Origin of the sequence: Dyadobacter jejuensis (assembly GCF_003149085.1) — a bacterium.
In the GTDB taxonomy this organism is placed as follows: Bacteria; Bacteroidota; Bacteroidia; order Cytophagales; family Spirosomataceae; genus Dyadobacter; species Dyadobacter jejuensis.
This window is the reverse complement of sequence record NZ_QGDT01000001.1, coordinates 13,562-33,678: the sequence shown is the minus strand read 5'-3', so window position 1 is coordinate 33,678 and position 20,117 is coordinate 13,562. Positions and strand designations below refer to the sequence as shown.

The 20,117-nt window shown below is 47.8% G+C and carries 14 protein-coding genes; 7 read left to right on the top strand and 7 right to left on the bottom strand.

Going from position 1 to position 20,117, the window contains the following annotated elements:
* Nucleotides 1-14 precede the first annotated feature (14 nt).
* Nucleotides 15-2,009 (bottom strand): M1 family metallopeptidase, encoded by a 1,995-nt coding sequence (locus CLV98_RS00135; RefSeq protein WP_109671780.1) that lies wholly within the window; start codon nt 2,007-2,009, stop codon nt 15-17.
* A gap of 134 nt (nt 2,010-2,143) precedes the next feature.
* Here CLV98_RS00135 and meaB point away from each other — a divergent pair, with 134 nt between their 5' ends.
* The gene (gene meaB, locus CLV98_RS00130) at nt 2,144-3,130 is read left to right on the top strand and encodes a methylmalonyl Co-A mutase-associated GTPase MeaB (protein WP_109671778.1); all 987 of its coding nucleotides are present in this window, start codon (nt 2,144-2,146) and stop codon (nt 3,128-3,130) included.
* Between the two features lie 85 nt (nt 3,131-3,215).
* Nucleotides 3,216-3,689 carry a lipocalin family protein gene (locus CLV98_RS00125; protein ID WP_109671777.1) on the top strand — a complete coding sequence of 158 codons (474 nt, stop codon included), beginning with the start codon at nt 3,216-3,218 and terminating at the stop codon, nt 3,687-3,689.
* Between the two features lie 21 nt (nt 3,690-3,710).
* On the opposite strand, the gene CLV98_RS00120 is transcribed toward CLV98_RS00125, so the two are convergent.
* Nucleotides 3,711-4,142, bottom strand: a complete 432-nt coding sequence (locus CLV98_RS00120) for a YybH family protein (protein WP_109672997.1) — start codon at nt 4,140-4,142, stop codon at nt 3,711-3,713.
* A 207-nt stretch (nt 4,143-4,349) separates the two neighbouring features.
* On the opposite strand from CLV98_RS00120, the gene CLV98_RS00115 reads away from it, so the two are divergent.
* Nucleotides 4,350-5,228, top strand: coding sequence for a diacylglycerol/lipid kinase family protein (locus CLV98_RS00115; protein ID WP_109671775.1), 879 nt, complete (start codon nt 4,350-4,352; stop codon nt 5,226-5,228).
* 23 nt (nt 5,229-5,251) lie between these two features.
* The gene (locus CLV98_RS00110) at nt 5,252-5,587 is read left to right on the top strand and encodes a translation initiation factor (protein ID WP_109671773.1); all 336 of its coding nucleotides are present in this window, start codon (nt 5,252-5,254) and stop codon (nt 5,585-5,587) included.
* Nucleotides 5,588-5,655: 68 nt separating this feature from the next.
* Here CLV98_RS00110 and CLV98_RS00105 read toward each other — a convergent pair whose 3' ends face one another.
* Together CLV98_RS00105 and CLV98_RS00100 are read right to left on the bottom strand one after the other, a co-directional pair.
* Nucleotides 5,656-6,123, bottom strand: coding sequence for a DUF8785 domain-containing protein (locus CLV98_RS00105; RefSeq protein ID WP_211319954.1), 468 nt, complete (start codon nt 6,121-6,123; stop codon nt 5,656-5,658).
* Between the two features lie 67 nt (nt 6,124-6,190).
* The gene (locus CLV98_RS00100; protein WP_170120654.1) at nt 6,191-7,432 is read right to left on the bottom strand and encodes an ABC transporter permease; all 1,242 of its coding nucleotides are present in this window, start codon (nt 7,430-7,432) and stop codon (nt 6,191-6,193) included.
* A gap of 224 nt (nt 7,433-7,656) precedes the next feature.
* On the opposite strand from CLV98_RS00100, the gene ggt reads away from it, so the two are divergent.
* Entirely contained in the window at nt 7,657-9,426 is a 1,770-nt protein-coding gene (gene ggt, locus CLV98_RS00095) for a gamma-glutamyltransferase (RefSeq protein ID WP_109671770.1), read from the top strand.
* A gap of 28 nt (nt 9,427-9,454) precedes the next feature.
* Here ggt and CLV98_RS00090 read toward each other — a convergent pair whose 3' ends face one another.
* The 3 genes from CLV98_RS00090 to CLV98_RS00080 all read right to left on the bottom strand — a co-directional run bounded on the left by CLV98_RS00090 (nt 9,455) and on the right by CLV98_RS00080 (nt 17,003).
* Complete coding sequence (locus tag CLV98_RS00090) at nt 9,455-14,113, bottom strand: hypothetical protein (protein WP_229203134.1); 4,659 nt, start codon at nt 14,111-14,113, stop codon at nt 9,455-9,457.
* Nucleotides 14,114-14,185: 72 nt separating this feature from the next.
* Nucleotides 14,186-15,019 (bottom strand): 50S ribosomal protein L11 methyltransferase, encoded by an 834-nt coding sequence (gene prmA, locus CLV98_RS00085; RefSeq protein ID WP_109671766.1) that lies wholly within the window; start codon nt 15,017-15,019, stop codon nt 14,186-14,188.
* A gap of 169 nt (nt 15,020-15,188) precedes the next feature.
* Nucleotides 15,189-17,003: a glycosyltransferase family protein gene (locus CLV98_RS00080; protein WP_109671764.1), complete on the bottom strand. Its 1,815-nt coding sequence runs from the start codon at nt 17,001-17,003 to the stop codon at nt 15,189-15,191.
* A gap of 227 nt (nt 17,004-17,230) precedes the next feature.
* Between CLV98_RS00080 and CLV98_RS00075 the strand changes: the two genes are divergently transcribed.
* Nucleotides 17,231-18,799: a glycoside hydrolase family 10-like protein gene (locus CLV98_RS00075; protein WP_109671763.1), complete on the top strand. Its 1,569-nt coding sequence runs from the start codon at nt 17,231-17,233 to the stop codon at nt 18,797-18,799.
* An 80-nt stretch (nt 18,800-18,879) separates the two neighbouring features.
* Nucleotides 18,880-20,097, top strand: coding sequence for an NADH-quinone oxidoreductase subunit D (locus CLV98_RS00070; RefSeq protein WP_109671761.1), 1,218 nt, complete (start codon nt 18,880-18,882; stop codon nt 20,095-20,097).
* Nucleotides 20,098-20,117 lie beyond the last annotated feature (20 nt).

Here is a 20,117-nt window from a genome sequence, read left to right as displayed (position 1 = left end):
TTTGAGTTCTCGTCTTAATTTACCGCAGAGCCCGAAAAATTAAGGGGCTTCCATGTGTTGTTAGACGGGTTGACATCTGGCAAACTGTTATCTGGATCCACTACCACCGACTTCAACGGCTGCGTAGTTTTGGTTTTGAAAGTCCAAGTACCTCCTCTTTGCCATATTTCAACGGGAAACTCCATGCGGGTTTTAACCCCAGAAATATCCTCTATTTCGATCTTTACTGGCATCGCCCACTGGTTGAGGTTTTCGATGGTAATAACGGCACCTTCCTCTGGGTTCTGCTCCACATAAGTAACCTCTTTTACGCTTTGATCGAGGGTGTATTTCTCAAAAAACCATCCTTTCCAGAACCATCCCAAATCCTCTCCTGCTGCATTTTCCATCGTTCTGAAAAAATCGTAAGGCGTAGGATGCTTAAAGGCCCATTTATGCACATAAGTCTTGAAGGCATAGTCGAAACGATCTTTTCCTAGCACCTGCTCTCGCAATAGTCTTAATCCCAACGCAGGCTTGTAATAGGCCTCCCAACCTAAGTTTGGTGCCTGAACCACATCGGGGATCGTCATGATGGGATCGGCCTGGGGACGGAATATGATGGGCGCGATGCGGTGCATATTGTCCAGCCGATTGTCGCTGTACTCTCCGTTATTGAAGGCTTCGGCGGCTAGGAAATTGATAAAGGTGTTAAAACCCTCGTCCATCCACGCATATTTCCTTTCATTACTACCTACAATCATAGGGAACCAGTTATGACCAAACTCGTGGTCGGTTACCCCCCATAGATCCCCTTTCCGGCTCTCGCTACTGCAAAAAACGATACCAGGGTATTCCATTCCCCCTACAATCCCCGCTACGTTGGTAGCCACTGGATAGGTGTACTCATGGATGTAGTTGGAGTAAAACTCAATAGAACCTTTTACATATTCTGTCGATCGGCCCCAGCCATCTCTGCCTCCATCTTCTTGCGGATATACCGACTGCGCCAAGGCTGTTTTGCCCTGAGGGAGGTTGATGCGAGCGGCATCCCATACGAAGCTCTTGGAGCTAGCCCATGCGATATCCCTCGTTTGGTTACATTTGAATTTCCAGGTAAGCGTACCGGAAGTCTTAGGACGGGAATCGGGCTGACCTACCTCAGCAGCCGTTCTAATCATGATCGTACTATCGCTTTTGGCGGCTTGGGCCAATCTTTTCCGTTGCTCGGCGGTAAGTACCTGATTGGGATTCTGCAACTCACCCGACCCTACGACGATATGGTCCCAGGGTACGGTAACATTATATTCGAAATCACCGTATTCCAAATAGAACTCACCAGCACCTAAATAGGGCAAGACGTTCCAGCCCTGAAGGTCGTCATAAACAGACATTCTGGGATACCACTGGGCCACTTCATAAATGATCCCATTTTCGGTTTCTAAAGTACCCATACGGTCGGAGCCGTATTCGGGTATTTTGAATGAATAGGCTATTTTAATTTTAATCTCATCACCATTCCCTTTAACTGGCTTATCCAGTCGGATTTGCATCCGGGTATCATTCACAATAAAATTGGCTGCCGACTGGTTTTTCCCTTGTTGCACCTGAACCGACTGGATGTCGGCTCCTCCTTCGAAGCCCATATTCCCAAAACGCCCACCGGTTATAGGAGTAGTCTTACCACCACGAGAATGATCGCTAAAGGCGTTCTGATCGAGTTGCAACCATAAAAATGGCAACTCCTCAGGACTATTATTCTTATAGGTGATCTCCACCTCGCCCAGAATAGTATTGGCCTCTTCATCGAGGGTGACGTCAATCTTATAATCGGCACGATTTTGCCAATAGTTCGGGCCTGGCGATCCACTTCCCGTTCTTATCTCGTTACCCGGTTGAAAATTTAGTAAAGGATTAAAAAGTACATGCGCATCATATTTATCTTTGTTAACCTCTTGTGCGAAGGAGGGTGAAAAGCCCAGTATACCTGCCAGTAAGAGCGAGTATAGGCTAGGAAATTGTATTTTCATGCGGAATCTATATATTTTTATTTGGTTTATGTAACGAGCAATTTACAGCTTTTCGCCTTTTTTTTGACAAAAACTTTTAAGATTGTCAGGGAATAATCATTTTTATACCATCCTACCAATACAATCCTGCCCATATGCGCCCGCGACTCACTCTAAAACAGTATACCACCGGAATATTAGCAGCAGACCGGCACATACTGAGTCGGGCCATCACTTTGGTAGAGAGTCAGCTTCCTACCGATAAGCAGCTGGCTCAGGAACTGATCAAAGCCCTAATGCCCCATACCGGTCGTGCTTTCAGAATAGCCATATCGGGGGCTCCAGGAGTAGGTAAAAGTACGTTTTTGGAGACACTCGGAAGTACCATCGTCCAACAGGAGCATAAACTCGCCATACTAGCCGTCGACCCCTCGAGCTCCAGGTCGGGAGGGAGTATATTAGGCGACAAGTCCCGAATGCCACTACTGGCCCAGCACCCCCAGGTGTACATTCGTCCCTCACCCACCACCGGCATCTTAGGCGGCGTAGCAGAGCACACCCGGGAAGCCATGCTGCTGTGTGAGGCCGCAGGCTACGCCTACATCTGTATAGAAACGGTGGGGGTAGGACAATCCGAAACCATGGTTCAGCAAATGACCGACCTATTTCTTTTGCTGATGATGCCGGGAGCAGGAGATGAGCTTCAGGGAATAAAACGAGGGATACTTGAAATGACCGATCTGCTCGTTATCAACAAAGCCGACGGGCCTGGCTCCCAGGCGGCATCTGCGGCTCAGCAATTCCGTATGGCATTAAAGTATCTCCCTACTCCGGCCTCTGGGATAGCCCCTCCCGTTTTCACATGCTCCGCACTAGAAAGAACCGGTATTACTGAAATCTGGCAGTATATACTTCACTTCCAAAAACAAATCATAGAAAACGGCTTTTTGGAGCGCCAACGAAAGAATCAGAATCTGGACTGGATGCACCATCAAATACAAAATGAGTTGTTAGGGCTTTTTTATAAAAACAAGGACATCCAAGACCTTCTTCATAACTTGGAGCCGCAAATAGCCCAAGGCCAGTTATGGCCTGGAGAAGCCGTTCAGAGGTTGATCGACCGTTTTAAAAATCAGGAATAGGACCGATTTATTATTTGGTCAAAATTTAATACCTCTTCTTACGTTGAATTAATTAACATATTACCATCACTTAATCCAAAGTTTTATGAAACTTGCATCGTTACGTTTATCCTTACTCTCTTTGCTTACCCTACTGATCGTAGGATTTTCGGCCTGCAAGGATAAGGATGAACCCACTGCTGAAGACACCAATGAGATTGTAGGTAGCTGGAAGCTTCAAACCATAACACCAGCCACAGCGGGCGTTACTATCCCTTTGCTCGCAAGCCTACCTACCTATGCACCCTGTTATCAGGACCTGGTATACGTTTTCAAGAGTGACAACACCGTATCGGCCTCGGGTTGCGATGCAGCTACTGCCGCCCTGAACACCTCGGGAATACTTACTGTGGGAGAAGACACCTCTTGGAAAGTAGAAAACAACCAATTGAAGTTGGTCAATGGAGCCACCACCAAATCATTTGCTTTAACTCAAAATGACGACGTAATGTCCATAACAGTAGTACTCAATGAAGCAGATACTACTCAGAATATTCTTTTGACTTTCGAAAGACAATAGACCTACCCTACCGAATGGTTATTAGCTCGTATGGTCTACTACTATGCGCCATTTTCCATCAATTTTCCTCCATAGCAAAGTATAAAACCCACTTGCATCCCCTTTTTCTGGGCGATGTAAGTGGAACTTTCCTACCAGAAAAGCCACTCCAGGAGAAGGAAAGCTCATATTTATATATTCAAATGATAATATCCCCATCGTGGCCCTGTCTGGGTAGCGTTTGAGGTAATTTTGATAGGTATTGGTATAGCCATAAGTTACTCCACTCTTCCCGACAAACATCAACGAATCGGAAGGCCAATATGCCTCCATAAAAGCGGCAATATCGCCGTTATTCCAATGCGCCACCTGCTGGTTCAGCTGGTCGTAGATCTGGTCCTGATCCACCTTGGATTGGGCATAAGCACCCGTAGTCAGCAACAATAGAACAAAGGTTAAAAGCGTGTTTCTCATTATTTTTACGGATTTTTGCATATCGACTCAATTCATATGGATACCGAGAGTCATAACTGATAGGAATTACCATCTCAAAACCAAAAGAGCATGTTCGATAACTTCTTTAAAAAACTAGATAGACAAAAATATCCTTTTATTGATGGATTATACTATCTGTTTATCATCGTTTTTATTCTTATACTCTTTTTATTTTTCGCCTGATTCGTGGACAAGCCCTCTTTCTTATTCATATTGAATCCCAATTCGGGTACCTCTACGGGGGATCAACTGCAGGACCTCCAAAAAGCCATTCAAAAGTCGGCCCTACACCACCAGTCACACGCCGAAGTAGTGTTTACCGAATCGCATGGTCATGCTCCGGTGCTCGTAAAGGAGCATCTGGCACAGCGGCCTTGGAAGGGCATTGTGGCTATAGGTGGCGACGGCACCGTCAATGAGGTAGGAAGCGCGTTGGTGACGGGCCCAGTGCCACTAGGAATACTACCCATGGGGTCGGGCAACGGGCTAGCGCGTCACTTAGGCCTTCCACTGAAGCCCCAAAATGCACTCAACCGGCTTTTTACCGGCAAACCCAAGCTCGTCGACAGTGCGCTATTGAACGATATTCCTTTTTTTTGTACTGCGGGTATCGGCTTCGATGCCTACGTAGGAAACCTCTTCAGTCAAGAAAAGCGGAGGGGCTTATTATCCTATATGAAGGTGTCCTTCCAGTCGTATTGGGACTATGAGCCTCAGAGGATAACGCTGAATGGGGTCGCGCAGGATGCTTTTTCAATTACCATTGCGAATGCAGGGCAATATGGCAATAACGCCTGGATAGCCCCACAAGCGAGCTTGCAGGACGGAATGCTCGATATTTGCACCATACGGCCATTTCCAAAATGGTATGGACTGAAACTCGTGCAGCAAATGTTCTCCAAAAGTCTCGTCCCTTCTCGCTTTATAGGCTACAACAAAGTACTCACGAGCCTTATCGAAACGAAGGCTCCTGCCATGATTCATTACGATGGAGAGCCTTTGCAGCTGGATACCACTAGGATCGAAATAAAAATAAGACCCTCCAGTTTGAATATTATTTGTTAAACCTGATACCCAAACAGACTGTTATGTCCAAAAAAAATAGATCTGGAATCATTTATTCTACTAATCCTGATTTTGAATATACCGACGACCAAGCCGAAGAGGCCGTAACCTTGCCACCCGCTCAACAGGCCCTCAAGGTATGGCTGGAAAGAAAAGGAGGCGGAAAGGTGAGCTCTGTCGTGAAAGACTTTATCGGCACCGAGGCCGACCTTATGGCCCTGGGCAAACAACTTAAAAATCATTGTGGCACCGGAGGAACGGTTAAAGAAGGAGAAATACAGATTCAAGGAGACCATCGAGACAAGCTCCTGGCTTGGCTGTTGGCAAAGGGCTATAAGGCCAAAAAAGCCGGTGGATGATACCAAAAAAAGCGGGATGACTGCGCCTAACGCTGTCATCCCGCTCCATATTCCCAAGCAATTAACCCCTAAAGTACGGTAGTCGTATCCAGTTCTATGGGGGCTGGTAGAGGCTCTGCTGGAGGCTCAGGGGCAGTAGGGGCCAAAGGAGAGAAATTACCCCTTGTGTTGACCAATAAGTCCACCTGTGTCACAAAATATTTTGTCTCTCCATTCCAGGGAAGTCTAAAGAATTTCTCCTCATAGGTAAGCGACACCCGAGTACCGTTTTTGATCGCCTCCTCCAGGTTCGCTATGGCTTCGGTATTATTGGGGCTTACCGAAAACTGCCATTCGGCGGCATTCATGGTTCCGTCCCCTTCAAACATCCCACCAATGCGGAGTTCACCCTCATAGGTTTTGAAGACATAGCCTTTCTTACTCAGCTTATTTACGAAGCCACCTCTTTTGCCTTCGCTGTAATAGCCAAAGGAGATGTAATACATCACCCCAAACACAAGGGCTAGGAAGATGAATAAATAGATCCATTTTTTCATGGTTTCTCTTGTCAATTTTAGTGAATGTAAGCGAACTTCGGAAATAGTAGCGATTAAAGCAAGCAATTTACTTGGCCCTAATAGCCGTTACGGGGTCCATACGAGCCGCCATCATGGCTGGTATTATTCCCGACAATATACCGATGACCGATGAGACCCCAAGTCCAAGGATAATATTGCCGGGGGTTAGCATCACCTGCAAGCTGCCTAAAGGCACAAAAGTGAGGAGATAAACCAAGAATATTCCGACCAATCCGCCTACCAAGCTAAGCATAACGGCTTCAAAAAGAAACTGGGCAAGTATGGAATAATTTTTGGCTCCCAGCGATTTCTGTATACCAATTAAGTTCGTGCGCTCCTTCACCGAGACAAACATGATATTGGCAATACCGAACCCTCCCACCAGAATAGAGAAGCTACCGATCACCCACCCTGCGAGGGTAAGCACTGCAAATACGCCTGAAACTGCTTCCGCAGCGGCCTCAGGCCTGTTGATAGAAAAATTATTCTCATCCCTGGGCTTTAATCCTCTTTTGGTACGCATGAGCCCTACCACCTCGGCCTCCACCTCTATCAGTCCCTTATCCTCCTCAAAACCCTTGACTACAATATCGGGATCGGGCCTTCCCGACTGAAACATCTTGGCGAAGGAGGTATAAGGGATAATACATTTTTTGTCGGGACTACCTCCAAAATCGACCAAGCTCTCTCCTTTTCGCTCCTGAATACCGATTACAGTAAACTTTCGACCTGCCAGTTTAAAAACCTTGCCCTCAGCCTCTTGGTTGGGAAACAAGACATCGGCAATTTCTGCTCCTATAATCGCCACATTCCGCGCATTGGTCGTTTCTTGCTGCATAAAATACCGCCCTTTTTCCAATGGAACCTCCGAAATTTGATCAAATTCGTAAGAAACGCCTTGAATCAATGCCTCGTAACTATTTGAACCATTTTTCACGGTCGTGCTCCCTTTAAAGTCCATCACGGCAACAGCACTGGCTTTCTCTAGGTTATCATAGAGAAACTTATACTCGGAATTGGAGGGACTCGGCCATTGAAAATATTTCCACCATTGATACTCTCCCCCAAAACCCCAAGGCCATTTCTGTACGTAAAACACCCCTTCTCCGATTGAGCTTAGGCTATCCTTTATGCTGCGTTCCAGGGAGTCGACTATGGTGAATACTGCAACAATGGCAAATATACCCACCGTTACCCCCAGCAGCGATAGGGTGGTACGTGTAATATTGGATTTCAAGGCCTGCCAAGCGAACCGCAGACTTTCATATATCTGGCGTAAAAATTTCATAATGGGATATAACCGTTAAGGTGTTGGCTCAATTTACCCGAAAAGGTACAATTATTGATTCCGCCTAAAAAAGAAAATGGGATAAAAGGCCGTAATCCCTTTTAAGATGCCAATAATATAAACGACATAATACGATTTAAAGGAATTCTGTAACATTCCCTTTTTATATATATACATGATTTAAAGATTTATTAACTTGACTCAGAAATAATTCCATATCCTCTATGCCTTTAAGACTATACTTTTTCTGCATCATTTTTACAGGTGTGAGCTCCCTCGGGTGGGCCCAACAAACCGTTAAGGAATCGACTGGGGTTTATCAGTTCTTAACCGACGATCCAAATCAAAAACCATTTTATGACGACAGGAAGGGAGTCACAGCGAAAAATGGGATGGTGGCTTCCGCTCACCCAGAGGCATCCAGGGTAGGCATGGAAATCCTTAGGGCTGGGGGCAACGCCATAGATGCCGCCGTGGCCGTACAATTCGCCTTGGCCGTCGTGCACCCTTCGGCGGGCAATATTGGCGGAGGGGGCTTTATGGTACTTCGTACCAACGACGGAAAAAGTACCAGCATCGATTTTCGAGAAAAAGCCCCGCAAAAAGCCGATGCCGATATGTATCTGGACGAGGCGGGCAATGTAATTCCAAAGCTAAGTACCCAAGGACGCCTGGCATCAGGAGTCCCTGGCTCGGTAGCCGGAATGGCCGAAGCACATGCCAAATATGGCAAGCTAAGCTGGAAGGCCGTGCTACAGCCCGCTATCGACCTAGCCAAAAATGGAGTGATACAAACCGAAAAGGAGGCAAAAGGTCTCAACCGTATTAAGGATAGGCTCCTAGCACTGAATCCGGGAACCTCTTATTTCCAAAAGTCCAATGGACAACCCTGGGATGCAGGAGATTTATTGGTTCAGAAAGACCTGGCTAAGGTGCTACAACGCATCCAGAAAAAAGGAAGTGATGGCTTCTATAAGGGAAAGGTAGCCAAAATGCTGGCCCGCGAAATGAGCACGAATAACGAAGGCATCCTCTCCAAATCGGACCTGGCCAACTATAATGTGGCCTGGAGACCTACTATCCATGAGGCCTATAAACAATATAATGTCATTTCAATGGCTCCCCCTTCCAGTGGCGGGATCGCCTTGGTGCAGCTCTTGCGGCTCATAGAACCCTACCCCATTAAGCGCTGGGGCTGGCATGCCGACTCTACCCTGCAGGTCACCATAGAAGCAGAGCGACGGGTATATGCCGACCGAGCCAAATTTTTGGGAGATCCTGATTTTGTAAAAATTCCGGTCCCCACTCTCATGAGTAAAACCTATTTGGCCAACCGGTGGAAAGACTTCTCTTGGTCCCAAGCCACCGATAGTAAGGATATTGAGGGCGGGGTAATACCTGGCTACGAAAGCATGGAAACGACCCACTTTTCGGTGGTAGACAAAGACCGCAACGCTGTGTCGGTTACTACCACTTTGAATGGCGGCTATGGCAGCCTTATCGTGGTGAAAGGAGGAGGGTTCTTCATGAACAACGAGATGGACGACTTTAGTGTAAAGCCAGGCGTCCCCAATATGTTTGGCCTTATCGGCAACAAAGCCAACGCCATTGCTCCCAACAAAAGAATGCTATCGTCGATGACTCCTACCATTCTCGAAAAAGATGGGGATTTGTTTATGGTAGTAGGCACCCCTGGAGGATCCACCATCATAACTTCCGTATTTCAGACCATCGTGAACGTGATAGAACATGGCATGAACATGCAGGAAGCCGTAAACGCCTTGAAGTTTCACCACCAATGGCTGCCCGATAAAACGATGTTCGAAACCAACGCTTTCTCAGAAAAGACCATCCAAAATCTACAGCAAAAAGGCTATAAACTGGAAAAACTCTCCAATACCCTCGGTAGAATGGACTGTATACTGGTGGGGCAAGATGGCTGGCTACAGGGCGGCTCCGACCCCCGTGGCGACGACACCAGCGTCGGGTATTAAAGCATATGGAGCAAGCCCGAGGCGATTCTTAAAAGCCTTCGGCTTGTTCCACCTTCTTCTTCTTAGCCGCAGGAGTGGGTGCGTCCACTTTTTTCTTCGCGGCTTTAACTAGCCTCGCCTTTTTAAGAGCGGGCTGATAGTAATCATCAAATTTCCGTACAAAGGCCTCCTTCTCGTCGATACCTACCGATAGCAGGGCCATTTTGGACTTCCCCCCTTTTACGCTCATCATCCGGTCGTTAAAATCCATTACCGACGATACTACGCCCAATTCTTCGAAGCGGTAGTCGAAATAATACCATACATCGGGGGATGCTTCCAAATAAAGGCTAAACTCGTCGCCTTCTATACCCTTGCGAATTTCTAACATACCTTCCATTTGGGCATTGATATTATTTTTCCCAAAATGAGACACCCCGATAGGTCCTTGCGAAAAGTAAGCCTGATGCGCCGCCGACCAGTGCAAATTAACATTGGACAATACCATAGGTTCGATGAGCGCTGGAGAGGCATCGTATAAGGGTTTATAACCCGCTGCCGACAGTTTTTCGAAGTCGCTAGTAGCCTTCGCCCCTATCAGGGCCGACAGCTTCTGCCGCAACTGATCCGGATCGTCGTCGGCCGCGGTGCTATTCTGCTCCTCCAAGTTCACCTCGACAATCTTAGCCCCTAGGGGTTGCAACAGAGGTTCCAGTGCCGTCATTTTCAGCATCAGCAGGGTATTAAAGGCAAATTTTGAACTATCGACCTGGGCCGTCACTTTACCCGTCGCCTGCAGCCATGGTGCCGATATCAGCTGCAGAGGCCCCGAAAAGGATGCCTCTCCCGTTTCGTCGTCGAACCACAGTGCCTTTCCTTCGTCTATCAGGCCATCGGCTCCCGGAGGGGGCATCACCTTGAAGCCATTGGCCTCCTCATCATAAAACAACCCCCCATTGGCCAAGTATACGTCCTCATCGGCATCCGATTCCTTTGGCGACAGGAAGGTCATGTACATCCCCCGCCGCTCGTTATAATGGAGCCCCACCGAAAGGGGGATCTCATGTTCATTTTTAAGCTCTTTGTTAATCGGAATGGTGATGGACTCTCCAGGTTCCTCCTGAAAGAGGATCCACGAACTCTGAAAGTCCTTTCTAAACTTAAGAACCGGCTTCACGTACCCATCGAGCTTCAGGGAAGGCTCATAGGCCACCAGGTTGATATTGCCTTTATACTGAATGCGTGGGGACAGCAACAGGTTTTCGCTTTCCTTAATATCGGCCCGAGCCGTGGTATAATACCGGGCAGGGCCCGAAGTCTTTAGGTTCTGCCGGCCCTTTTTGTCGTCTCCAAGCTCCAGCTCCCTTAATTCAAAATCCTGCATCTTTATATTAAAAGTATCCTTACGCGCCGTTATGTACTGGTAAGTAGCCGAACCTTCGAAGTGGTTTCGCGAATCGATGCGAATATTGGCATCCCGCAATCGATGGGCCGTGTTGAGGGTATCGATCTCGATACGGGCATTCTTTAAGGGACTAATCCGCCCTTTTTCATCGATACTCACCAACCCTTGGTCGGGAATTATTTTAACATCGGCCGTCTTGATATAGGGTACTCCTTTGATATTCAACGAAACCTTATCGATGTCGTAAAGGGCTTCTGAGCCCTCAAAAGCCAACCCTTCTTGATCGGGCAAGGTGGAGGTATAAGTAGAAGTTTCCCCAAAGCCCTTAATGAGGATATTTTTCTTATTCATATCCCAAGTCGCTGAGCCTATCAACGTTTGGTACGAAGCTGTAGGAATACCCATCCCCGAACTATCACTGTCGAAGCCCGATTTGTCCGTCACAAATTGGGCAATACCGTTTTTTGAATTAAAATCGATATTTACGTTATTGCCCGTGAGCAATTTTTTGCCTGCCTTATCGCCAACACTGTTGATGGAGAAGATCGATCTGTTGGCCAAGAACCCTTCTTTATTGAACTTAATATCCTCGGAGGTTATTTCCGAATCACTCCGTTTTAAAACCCCTGTTCCATACAAGCCCGAAGTCCGTAACAACAGGCTGCCTTCTAGACTGGTAGAGCCCTTAAACAAGGAAAATGACTGCCCTCGGGTACTGATATACATGCTGTCGGACTTAGGAAACCAGTGCATCGCATAGTCTTTTATGGCTACCTCTGGGAAATAGGCCTTCCCGATCACCCCTTCCTTTATACTCGCATTGGAGCCAGAGGCAAATACGGAGTCGGCTCCCAGCACCACCCGGTCGGCCGGCATTTGTGCGGCAAGGTACTTGAGAACAGCTTTGGACTGAAGCCCCCCGTTATCGAGCTTTAGGGTATCGGTAAACCTGGCAAGGGCCTTCCCCCCATATATTTTCACCTCCTGTGCCGGCATCTTATATTCAAAACCTAAGGAGTTGTCTGGCATACTTTTGAGTATGGTTTTGATGGGAGGCAGGATCCCGTCCGAATTAAATGTCCCGTCGAAAATCACGTCCCGCTGGTCCAGCCCATCCATATCGATCTTGGGTATTTTAAAGAATACTTCTTTAGGATACAGCAGCTCCCCCCGCTCGGGCTGGTCGAAGTACACGATCATCCCATCAGGCACCACTATCCGCGGCGTTCCCTTACCCTTTTGCTTCCCAGACTTGTTTTTGGGGTCGCTCAGATAAAAAGTTCCTCCATTTTCGTATTTCACATGGGCACCCACCTCCGATTTTTGCCCTTTCACATATTTTTCGCGAGGGGTAAAAGTGATGGAGTCTTTGGGGGTAACATCTACAAAAAACTGGTTATAGTCGAACTTAAGCCCTTGACCTCTAAACTGATAGTTGGCCGACACCAATTGACCATTGATAGAAAAATTCCGGTTGCGACCAATCACGACTTTCTTGTCGGCCGGAACGGCATAAATGTTGAGACTATCACTGATCACAAAACGGCTCACCCCCCGCACGGTAAGCAGGGTATCGGGCAGGTAAATGCTGGCATTGGCCAACTCATTGGTGGACACAAATTGGGAGCTAATCTGAAAATTATCATAGTCGGTCTTCTCCATATTGGCCAAAATAAAGAGCACCCCCTTTTTGCTAAGGGCATATTGGTCGGTATTCTTATTATATAAAAAATAGCCATCCAAATAGAGCCGCTCTAGGGTACGACGCATAATTTTGGGATTCTGCTTGAACTTTGCCGCCAGCTCCTCCGCCAAAAATGCCGAGGTCTTCATCGTCTGGGTGTAGTTGGCAGCCATGAGTAAGGGTTGAAAGCCAAACTCCTTACCTATCGCTGCAAAGCGCTCTTTTTTAAAGAAATCCCAGGATTCTAAGGTTACTGGTACCACATCTTTACCGTTGATCCTGTAAAACTCTATGGTCTCCTTGGGCAAATCCCAGCGTAACGCTTGGGACCAAATATCCATTTTATGATAGCTATCCTTATAAGGCAAGGAGCCAAAGTCGGTCTTGTCGGCACGGCCAAGCCTCAGTTGCCCTTCCACATCGTTATACTTAAAAGTAACCCCAGGGTGAAACAGCGAGTCGGGGCCCATGTACATGGCCACCGCCGCCAAAGGAGCCCTAAAAACGGAATCCATCAATTGAAACTTGGAGCTGATTGCCTGAAAAGCCGGCTTTTCTTTGAAACTTACCCGTAATACCGACGGTTCGCCACTCAAAGCGGTACCATACATATCCTGCCCAATCAGGGCAAATCCACCCTTGTACTGTAAGCCTGGGCTGCCAAACTTTAGCCGGGCGTCGGTGCCATTAGAAATAAAACGGGGGTATTGTGCAGGTTGGTTGCGTACCTTTCTGATGCCTCGGTATTCCAGCTTCCCCTTAATAGGCGCCAGCAGCTTTGCCTCATTGCGCATCGTGACATTGTCGGCCACCAGTTTGGGGTTGGCAATATTAAAAGAAAACCGATCGAGGGCTACAGAAATAGAAGAATCGCCGGCAGTAGCCCAGGAAAAAGCCCCCTTTTCGCCAACAAAGATCCCTTCTTTTAAGGCTAGCTTACCGGTACTAGGCCCAAACACCACCGAATCGCCAGAGGTGACCATCGCGAAGATTGCATCTTCTAGCTCCAGCAATGGCCCCGTGGCCACCGGCAAAGGAGTGGACTGTGGCGCAATCACATAATTGGTATCGATGGGGGTATCCCAGCTATCGTCGGCGGCTTGCTGAGCCGCCAGGTTGTTGGCTACTTCCTTCTGGGTGCTATCCACCTTAAACCTATAACTTCCGGAGAGCAGATAAAGCTGATTCCTATTAGAGGAATAAAGCTTTCCTTCATTGGTCAAAGTAAGGCTGGTCTGAAATATATTTTGCAATCCTTTTCCATCAATTACCGTCCCCACTTTGGCCGTCATATCCAAGAACCCGTCTAGGGCCGAAGGATTCCGTTGAACCAGGCTCACTACATTGCCCATCAACAAATACATAACCATCCCGGCCTTCTGGCCTCGGCTTACCTGGGTCTGCACGATCTGCATGAGTTTGCCTTGTTGCTGCGCACTCATCCCGGTATTCCAAACGCTGTCCAAGGCGGCGGCTGAGGCTATATATTGCGGATTTCGGCTACCATCCATCATTTTTTTTACCTTGGCCATAAATTGGCCGGGATCCTCCCCAACCTGGGCCTTGGTAGCCGTATAAGTACCGATCAATAGAGATAGACAAAATAGTAATTTCTTCATAGCCTTCATGCATCATTGAAGCCGAGAGATTCCTCGACTAACAGCCCAAAAACGAAATTCGTAGGGGGTAAATTATATTTTTTCGAAGACAACTGTCGCCCACTGGTTGCGTATATTAGTCCGCACCACCTTCAAACCATTTTCTTTGCCACAGTTTTCTATGTCTTCCCGGTCGTATTCGTAGAACCCACTGGTAACCAGCCAGCCGCCGGGCAACAGATGTGCTACATAGCGAGGAATCTCGTCTAAAAGAATGTTGCGGTTGATATTGGCCAATATTCCGCCAAACTTCAATGCAGCGTCCACGTCGGCGATAGTCCCCTTAATCACCTTGGATGCATCGGGCAGCGCGTTCATGGCAAAATTTTCAATCGTATTTTCTACGGCCCATTCGTCGATATCGAAAGCGAGCAAGTCGATGGCGCCTAGCTTATGTGCCAACACGGCCAGAATACCCGTTCCACAGCCTACGTCCATCACCGCAATATTCTGATGAGGGAGAGACAGCTGCTCGTTCATCACCAGCCAGGTGGTTTCGTGGTGTCCGGTACCAAACGACATTTTGGGTTGAATCAGCAAGTCATAGGTAAAGGTAGGGTCTGGCTCATGAAAAGTGGCCCGGATTCTTATTTGATCGCCCACCTCAATAGGGGTATAGCTATTTTCCCACTCTGCGTTCCAGTTCTTACGTTCTATCACTTTCCAGGAAATGGTGATATCTGTCATTTCGGAATACCTATTTACGATTTCTCCCAGCAGATCCTCCGAAAACAGCTCTTCCTGAACATAAGCCAATAGGCCCTGATCCGTCTCAACAAAAGACTCGTAACTGATGTCTCCCAACTCAGCCATTAAAATTTCGGCAAAGTCCAACTCTACCTGCAGATCAACCTCTATGTAATTCATGTATAAAGTAGTAAAACGTATTTTGTTGTGAAGGTGTCGATTTTTTTCAGGAAAGCAAAAAAGCATTCCTTTCAAAACGGTGCAGAATCGACTTACCGACCAGTCTATAAAGCGAAAAGGCCCATAAACGTTTCCATTTATGGGCCAAAAGGCTATAAAATTATTCTCTTTATGGCTTCCTACGTTTACTGGCCAAATCGTGCGCCGTATCGTAATAGGAACGTAAATTGGTCCAGTCGAACACCTCAGAGATATTCTCTACGCGGTTACGCTGCATAATCCTGTCGCGGCGTTGCATTTTCACAAACTTAAAGAGAAGGTCAGCCATCTGATCGGCTGCCTGCGAATAGGTTTGTGACTTTCTGTTGATCACATAGATACCCCGGTTTTCATAATCCCGCATAATCTGCATGATATAGTCGCCAAAACCCGACAAGTCGCTCGTGACGGTAGGTACACCCCTTACCACGCATTCGAGAGGCGTATACCCCCAAGGCTCGTAATAGCTCGGGAACACCCCCAAATGGCACCCTCTCACAAATTGACCATAATCTAATCCAAAAAGCGGATTGGTGGAGGCTATAAAATCGGGGTGATATACGATCTTCACCCGGTCTCTTTCATTATTGACCAGGTTGGCTTTATGACAAAATTCGGTGATACCATCCCCATTCTTAAGGTCATGGGTGACGAAGGCCGGTAGTTTTTCGGTCTTCCACGACTGGATGGTCCGGCGGAGCCGGAGGCGCCAATATTCATCAACGAAGTTGTTAAGATCGGGCATTTTATGGTCGGTCCCCGAAGCGGTAGCTAAGAACAGCTTTTCACCGACCTCCTTCTCTATGGCCGTACAGGTCTCCTGTAGTTCGTTGAGAACCGCCCTAGACTGGAGCACGTCGGAGTTGATAGAAGTATAGGGCTGCTTGGTAACGATAAACATCACCACGGTGGTATCCATATTGGCCTGCACCATCTTCCAGTTGAGCCTAGCGAGGGCTTCCAGGGTCAGATCGTACCCTTTATTGCTAAATTCGTAACGGCCCGAGGTAAAGAAATACAAGGTCTTGTCCAGGTCAAAAGAATAGCTAGGGAAGAAATGCCCCATCACAAACTCATGGATCCTATCCTTATATTTCAGGTGCAAGTTCTGAAACTCATGAACCGCCTGAAAGCGCATCACGTTTAAGCCATTGGGGGTCACCAGGTCTGGAGCCCTGCCCAAAAACACTTCGCATTCCTTGGCGGTAACATCGCTGACCGTGGTGAGCACGTGGGCACTTTGAGCGGCTTGCCGCTCCACCGAAGCCTGAGCCACGATACCATAATTCCTAGCCTCCTGCTCCCAATCGAAGAAAGGTAGCTTACTATAAAACCCATCGACATTCTGTGCCAAATACCTTCCCAACATCGTAGCATGGGTGGTGAAGGTAGTAGCGATCTTAACTCCGTCTTTTTTCAAAGATGGTAATCCACTGCTGGCCATCCACTCATGAAACTGGGCACCGATCTCCTCACGCTTGGCATGATCCTCGGCATATTCCTTAAGAAATACCCGTACCATTTCCCCAAAACATAAGGTCTGATTCACGAGCTCATCTACATTGATCGTTGAGATACGATGCTCCTCCCATAGGTTAAACTTAATGGTATCGAGCTGAGGAGCTACACTCTCTAAGTCGAAGAGAATTACCCGGGGCTTGCCAGTTACGAGCCAGAAGCCGTAGTGAACTACATAGCCCATCTCACGCATACGCTTGACGGTCTTTCCCGCAGGGGAATCGTCTAGGTCATGAATAACTTCAAACTCAGAGGCAGCCTTCTTTTCAAAATAGGGCCCCAGCAAAAAGTAGTTCTCTTCCCACTTTTCCACCATGGCCGGAACCTTCGTGCGGATTACGGTATATATTCCACCTACCTGATTGCATATCTCCCATGCAATTTCAAAGAGTACATTTTTTTTAGTGGTCTTTACAAATGGTTCCAATATCGGGTACAGGTTAAAACGTTGTTCTGGTAAAGTGAAGTAATAAAAATTTGTGCTAAGACACAATAATTCCTTGTAATTACACAATAATTATCCAGAAAAATAAACTAGAATTACAATTGATTCGTACTTCCTTAGGTATCGAGCCACAAATTCCGGTCATTCTCGGCTAACTTTGGGGCAAATTACGTTACTTTGGTCATACTAACATTGGCATCCTTTTTCTTGTGAAAAAAATTAAAAATATTTCTTTTAATACCATTCTTAGCTTTATTTTATTGGTTGCCTGTAGGGCTCAAAGCACCGAAATTCCACCAGAATATCCTCCGAAAAGGGAGTTTAGAGCCGTCTGGATCGCCACCGTCGATAATATCGACTGGCCTAGTAGCAAAAATTTATCCCCACAACTGCAGCGGGAGGAATATACCAACTTACTCGATTTTCATAAAAAAGTAGGGATGAATGCGGTATTCGTACAGGTACGTGCCGCCGGAGACGCCTTCTATGCCAAAAGCCCCGAGCCTTGGTCCGAATGGCTCACGGGACGGCAAGGCCGCCAACCCTTTCCTTTATGGGATCCCATGGAATTTATGCTTCAGGAAACCCATAAACGGGGACTGGAATTTCATGCCTGGCTCAACCTGAATCGCCTCGTGCATAAGTCGTCGACCAGTGTGTCGTCCGACAATATCAGCAATAAACACCCAGAGTGGATCCTTTCTTACGATGGCTATAAACTCTTTAATTTTGGACTTCCTGAAGTCCGCCAGTTTATTACGGACATGACCGTCAACGTGGCCCGAAACTACGATGTGGATGGCATCCACTTCGACGACTACTTTTATCCCTATGCCGCTGCGGGACAGGTCATCAAGGACGACGAAACCTTTCGTAAATATGGAGCCGACTTCGACTCCAAAGCAGACTGGAGAAGACATAATATCGACTTATTGGTGAAGCAGATCCACGATGCCCTTTACGAGCTAAACCCTCGCCTGAAGTTTGGCATAAGCCCTTTTGGCGTTTGGCGCAACAGGAGCGTCGACCCTAAGGGCTCCAATACCCAAGGGGGGCTCTCGTCTTACGACGACCTCTTTGCCGATAGCCGCAAATGGGTGAAGGAAGGCTGGGTGGATTATATAGCGCCACAGATCTACTTCTCCTCCGGCTTCAAAAAAGTCCCCTTCCGGAACATGGTCGACTGGTGGGCGGAAAATTCATTTGGCAGGCATTTTTATGTAGGTCTGGGCGCCTACCGCATTGGCCCCACCGACAAGGATACCAACTGGGCCAACCCCCTCGAACTACCCAATCAGATAGATTACCTCCGCCAACAACAAAGCGAAGGGGCCATATTCTTTAGCTCCCGCTCCCTAAAAAATAACCAACTTGGATTTGTAGACTCCCTGCAGCAACATTATTTTAGATACCCTGCCTTGGTACCCACCATGCCCTGGAAGGACCATACCCCACCCCTGAGCCCCAAACGGCTTAAAGCCACCCTGATGGCCACGGGGCTGGAGCTGACCTGGGAACAACCCGACACGGCCTCTGACGGGGACAGAGCCAGGTATTACGTCATCTACCGCTTCCATCCCGACCAGACGCCTACGGCGCACGACCCTCGCAATATCATAGGGATCTGCTACGAAGGAGAGCATTTTATGGATGACCGGGTAAAAGCAGGAGAAAAATATATTTATTATATTACCGCCGTCGACAGGCTTCATAACGAGGGAAGGCCCATAGGCCCCTTGCGTGTAGAAGTCCAGGAGCACCGATTGCTGAAATTCTAAGGGCTATGGCCTTAGAACCCAATTGAAGAAAATAACGTTGATCCCATATCCAATTTCTATTGCCCGACCCTTACTACCCTATGCAGTCGACCATACAATACGAATATAAGCCCGAATATTTACAGCAGTCGGTACCTACCAAATACAAACCCGAAGACCTCAAAACGGAGGAAATGGTGTTGAATATAGGCCCTCAGCATCCCTCTACCCATGGGGTGCTACGGCTCGAGGTGGTTACGGACGGGGAGGTGATCGTGGATGTTATCCCTCACCTGGGGTATTTGCACCGTTGTTTCGAAAAACATGCCGAGTCCCTACCCTTCAACCAGATCATTCCGTATGTAGACCGCATGGACTATGTGGCGGCGATGAACTCCGAACACGCCTATGTGATGGGCGTAGAGCGGATGTTGGGAATTGAAAACGACATCCCACCGCGCATCCAGTATATCAGAGTAGTGGTAGCGGAGCTCAACCGGCTCGCCTCACATTTTGTAGCCTTAGGTACCTACGCCATGGATATTGGCGCCTATACGCCATTTTTGTGGATGATGCGGGACCGGGAACAAATATTACGCCTGCTCGAATGGCTCTCTGGCGCCCGCATGCTGTATAATTATGTATGGGTCGGCGGGCTGTTTTATGACCTCCCCGTCGGATTTGAAGAAAGGTGCTTAGAATTTATCAAGTATTTAAAGCCCAAATTAATAGAGCTGCAACAACTGGTTGTGGATAACAAAATATTTATCAACAGAACCGCCCACGTCGGCGTGCTGCCGCTTCCTGTAGCTATCAACTACGGCTGCACCGGCCCCATGCTTAGGGGATCGGGCCTTCGCTACGACCTCCGCAAAGTAGAAGCCTACGGTGCCTACCCAGAGCTGGACTTCGAAGTTCCGATAGGGGAAGGTAAAATGGGCACCACTGGCGACTGTTGGGATCGTACCTGGGTGCGTGTCGTAGAATGTTGGGAATCGGTAAAAATGATCGAGCAGAGCCTAGCCAGGCTCACCACCGACTACAAGCGCACCCGCGACTTCGACCCTCAGGCGTTTGTTCCCAAAAAGATCCGCCCTAAGGCCATGGATTTTTATGTAAGGGCCGAAAACCCCAAAGGAGAACTGGGATTCTTTTTTAGGACCGATGGCCGCTCCGATGTACCCGTTCGCTGCAAAGCCAGGGCCTGTTCGTTCAACAACCTATCGGTAATCGGGCAGATCTCCAAGGGTGCACTCATCGCCGACCTGGTAGCCATTATTGGCTCTATCGATGTGGTAATGGGGGAAGTGGATCGTTGACATAAAAAAGCCCGGCAAAC

Excerpts from the sequence above, each read along its gene's own strand:
- prmA (WP_109671766.1), bottom strand. The coding sequence starts at position 15,019 with ATGAATTACATAGAGGTTGATCTGCAGGTAGAGTTGGACTTTGCCGAA.
- CLV98_RS00125 (WP_109671777.1), top strand. The coding sequence starts at position 3,216 with ATGAAACTTGCATCGTTACGTTTATCCTTACTCTCTTTGCTTACCCTA.
- CLV98_RS00100 (WP_170120654.1), bottom strand. The coding sequence starts at position 7,432 with ATGAAATTTTTACGCCAGATATATGAAAGTCTGCGGTTCGCTTGGCAG.
- CLV98_RS00090 (WP_229203134.1), bottom strand. The coding sequence starts at position 14,113 with ATGAAGAAATTACTATTTTGTCTATCTCTATTGATCGGTACTTATACG.
- CLV98_RS00120 (WP_109672997.1), bottom strand. The coding sequence starts at position 4,142 with ATGAGAAACACGCTTTTAACCTTTGTTCTATTGTTGCTGACTACGGGT.
- CLV98_RS00135 (WP_109671780.1), bottom strand. The coding sequence starts at position 2,009 with ATGAAAATACAATTTCCTAGCCTATACTCGCTCTTACTGGCAGGTATA.
- CLV98_RS00110 (WP_109671773.1), top strand. The coding sequence starts at position 5,252 with ATGTCCAAAAAAAATAGATCTGGAATCATTTATTCTACTAATCCTGAT.
- CLV98_RS00105 (WP_211319954.1), bottom strand. The coding sequence starts at position 6,123 with ATGAAAAAATGGATCTATTTATTCATCTTCCTAGCCCTTGTGTTTGGG.
- ggt (WP_109671770.1), top strand. The coding sequence starts at position 7,657 with ATGCCTTTAAGACTATACTTTTTCTGCATCATTTTTACAGGTGTGAGC.
- meaB (WP_109671778.1), top strand. The coding sequence starts at position 2,144 with ATGCGCCCGCGACTCACTCTAAAACAGTATACCACCGGAATATTAGCA.
- CLV98_RS00070 (WP_109671761.1), top strand. The coding sequence starts at position 18,880 with ATGCAGTCGACCATACAATACGAATATAAGCCCGAATATTTACAGCAG.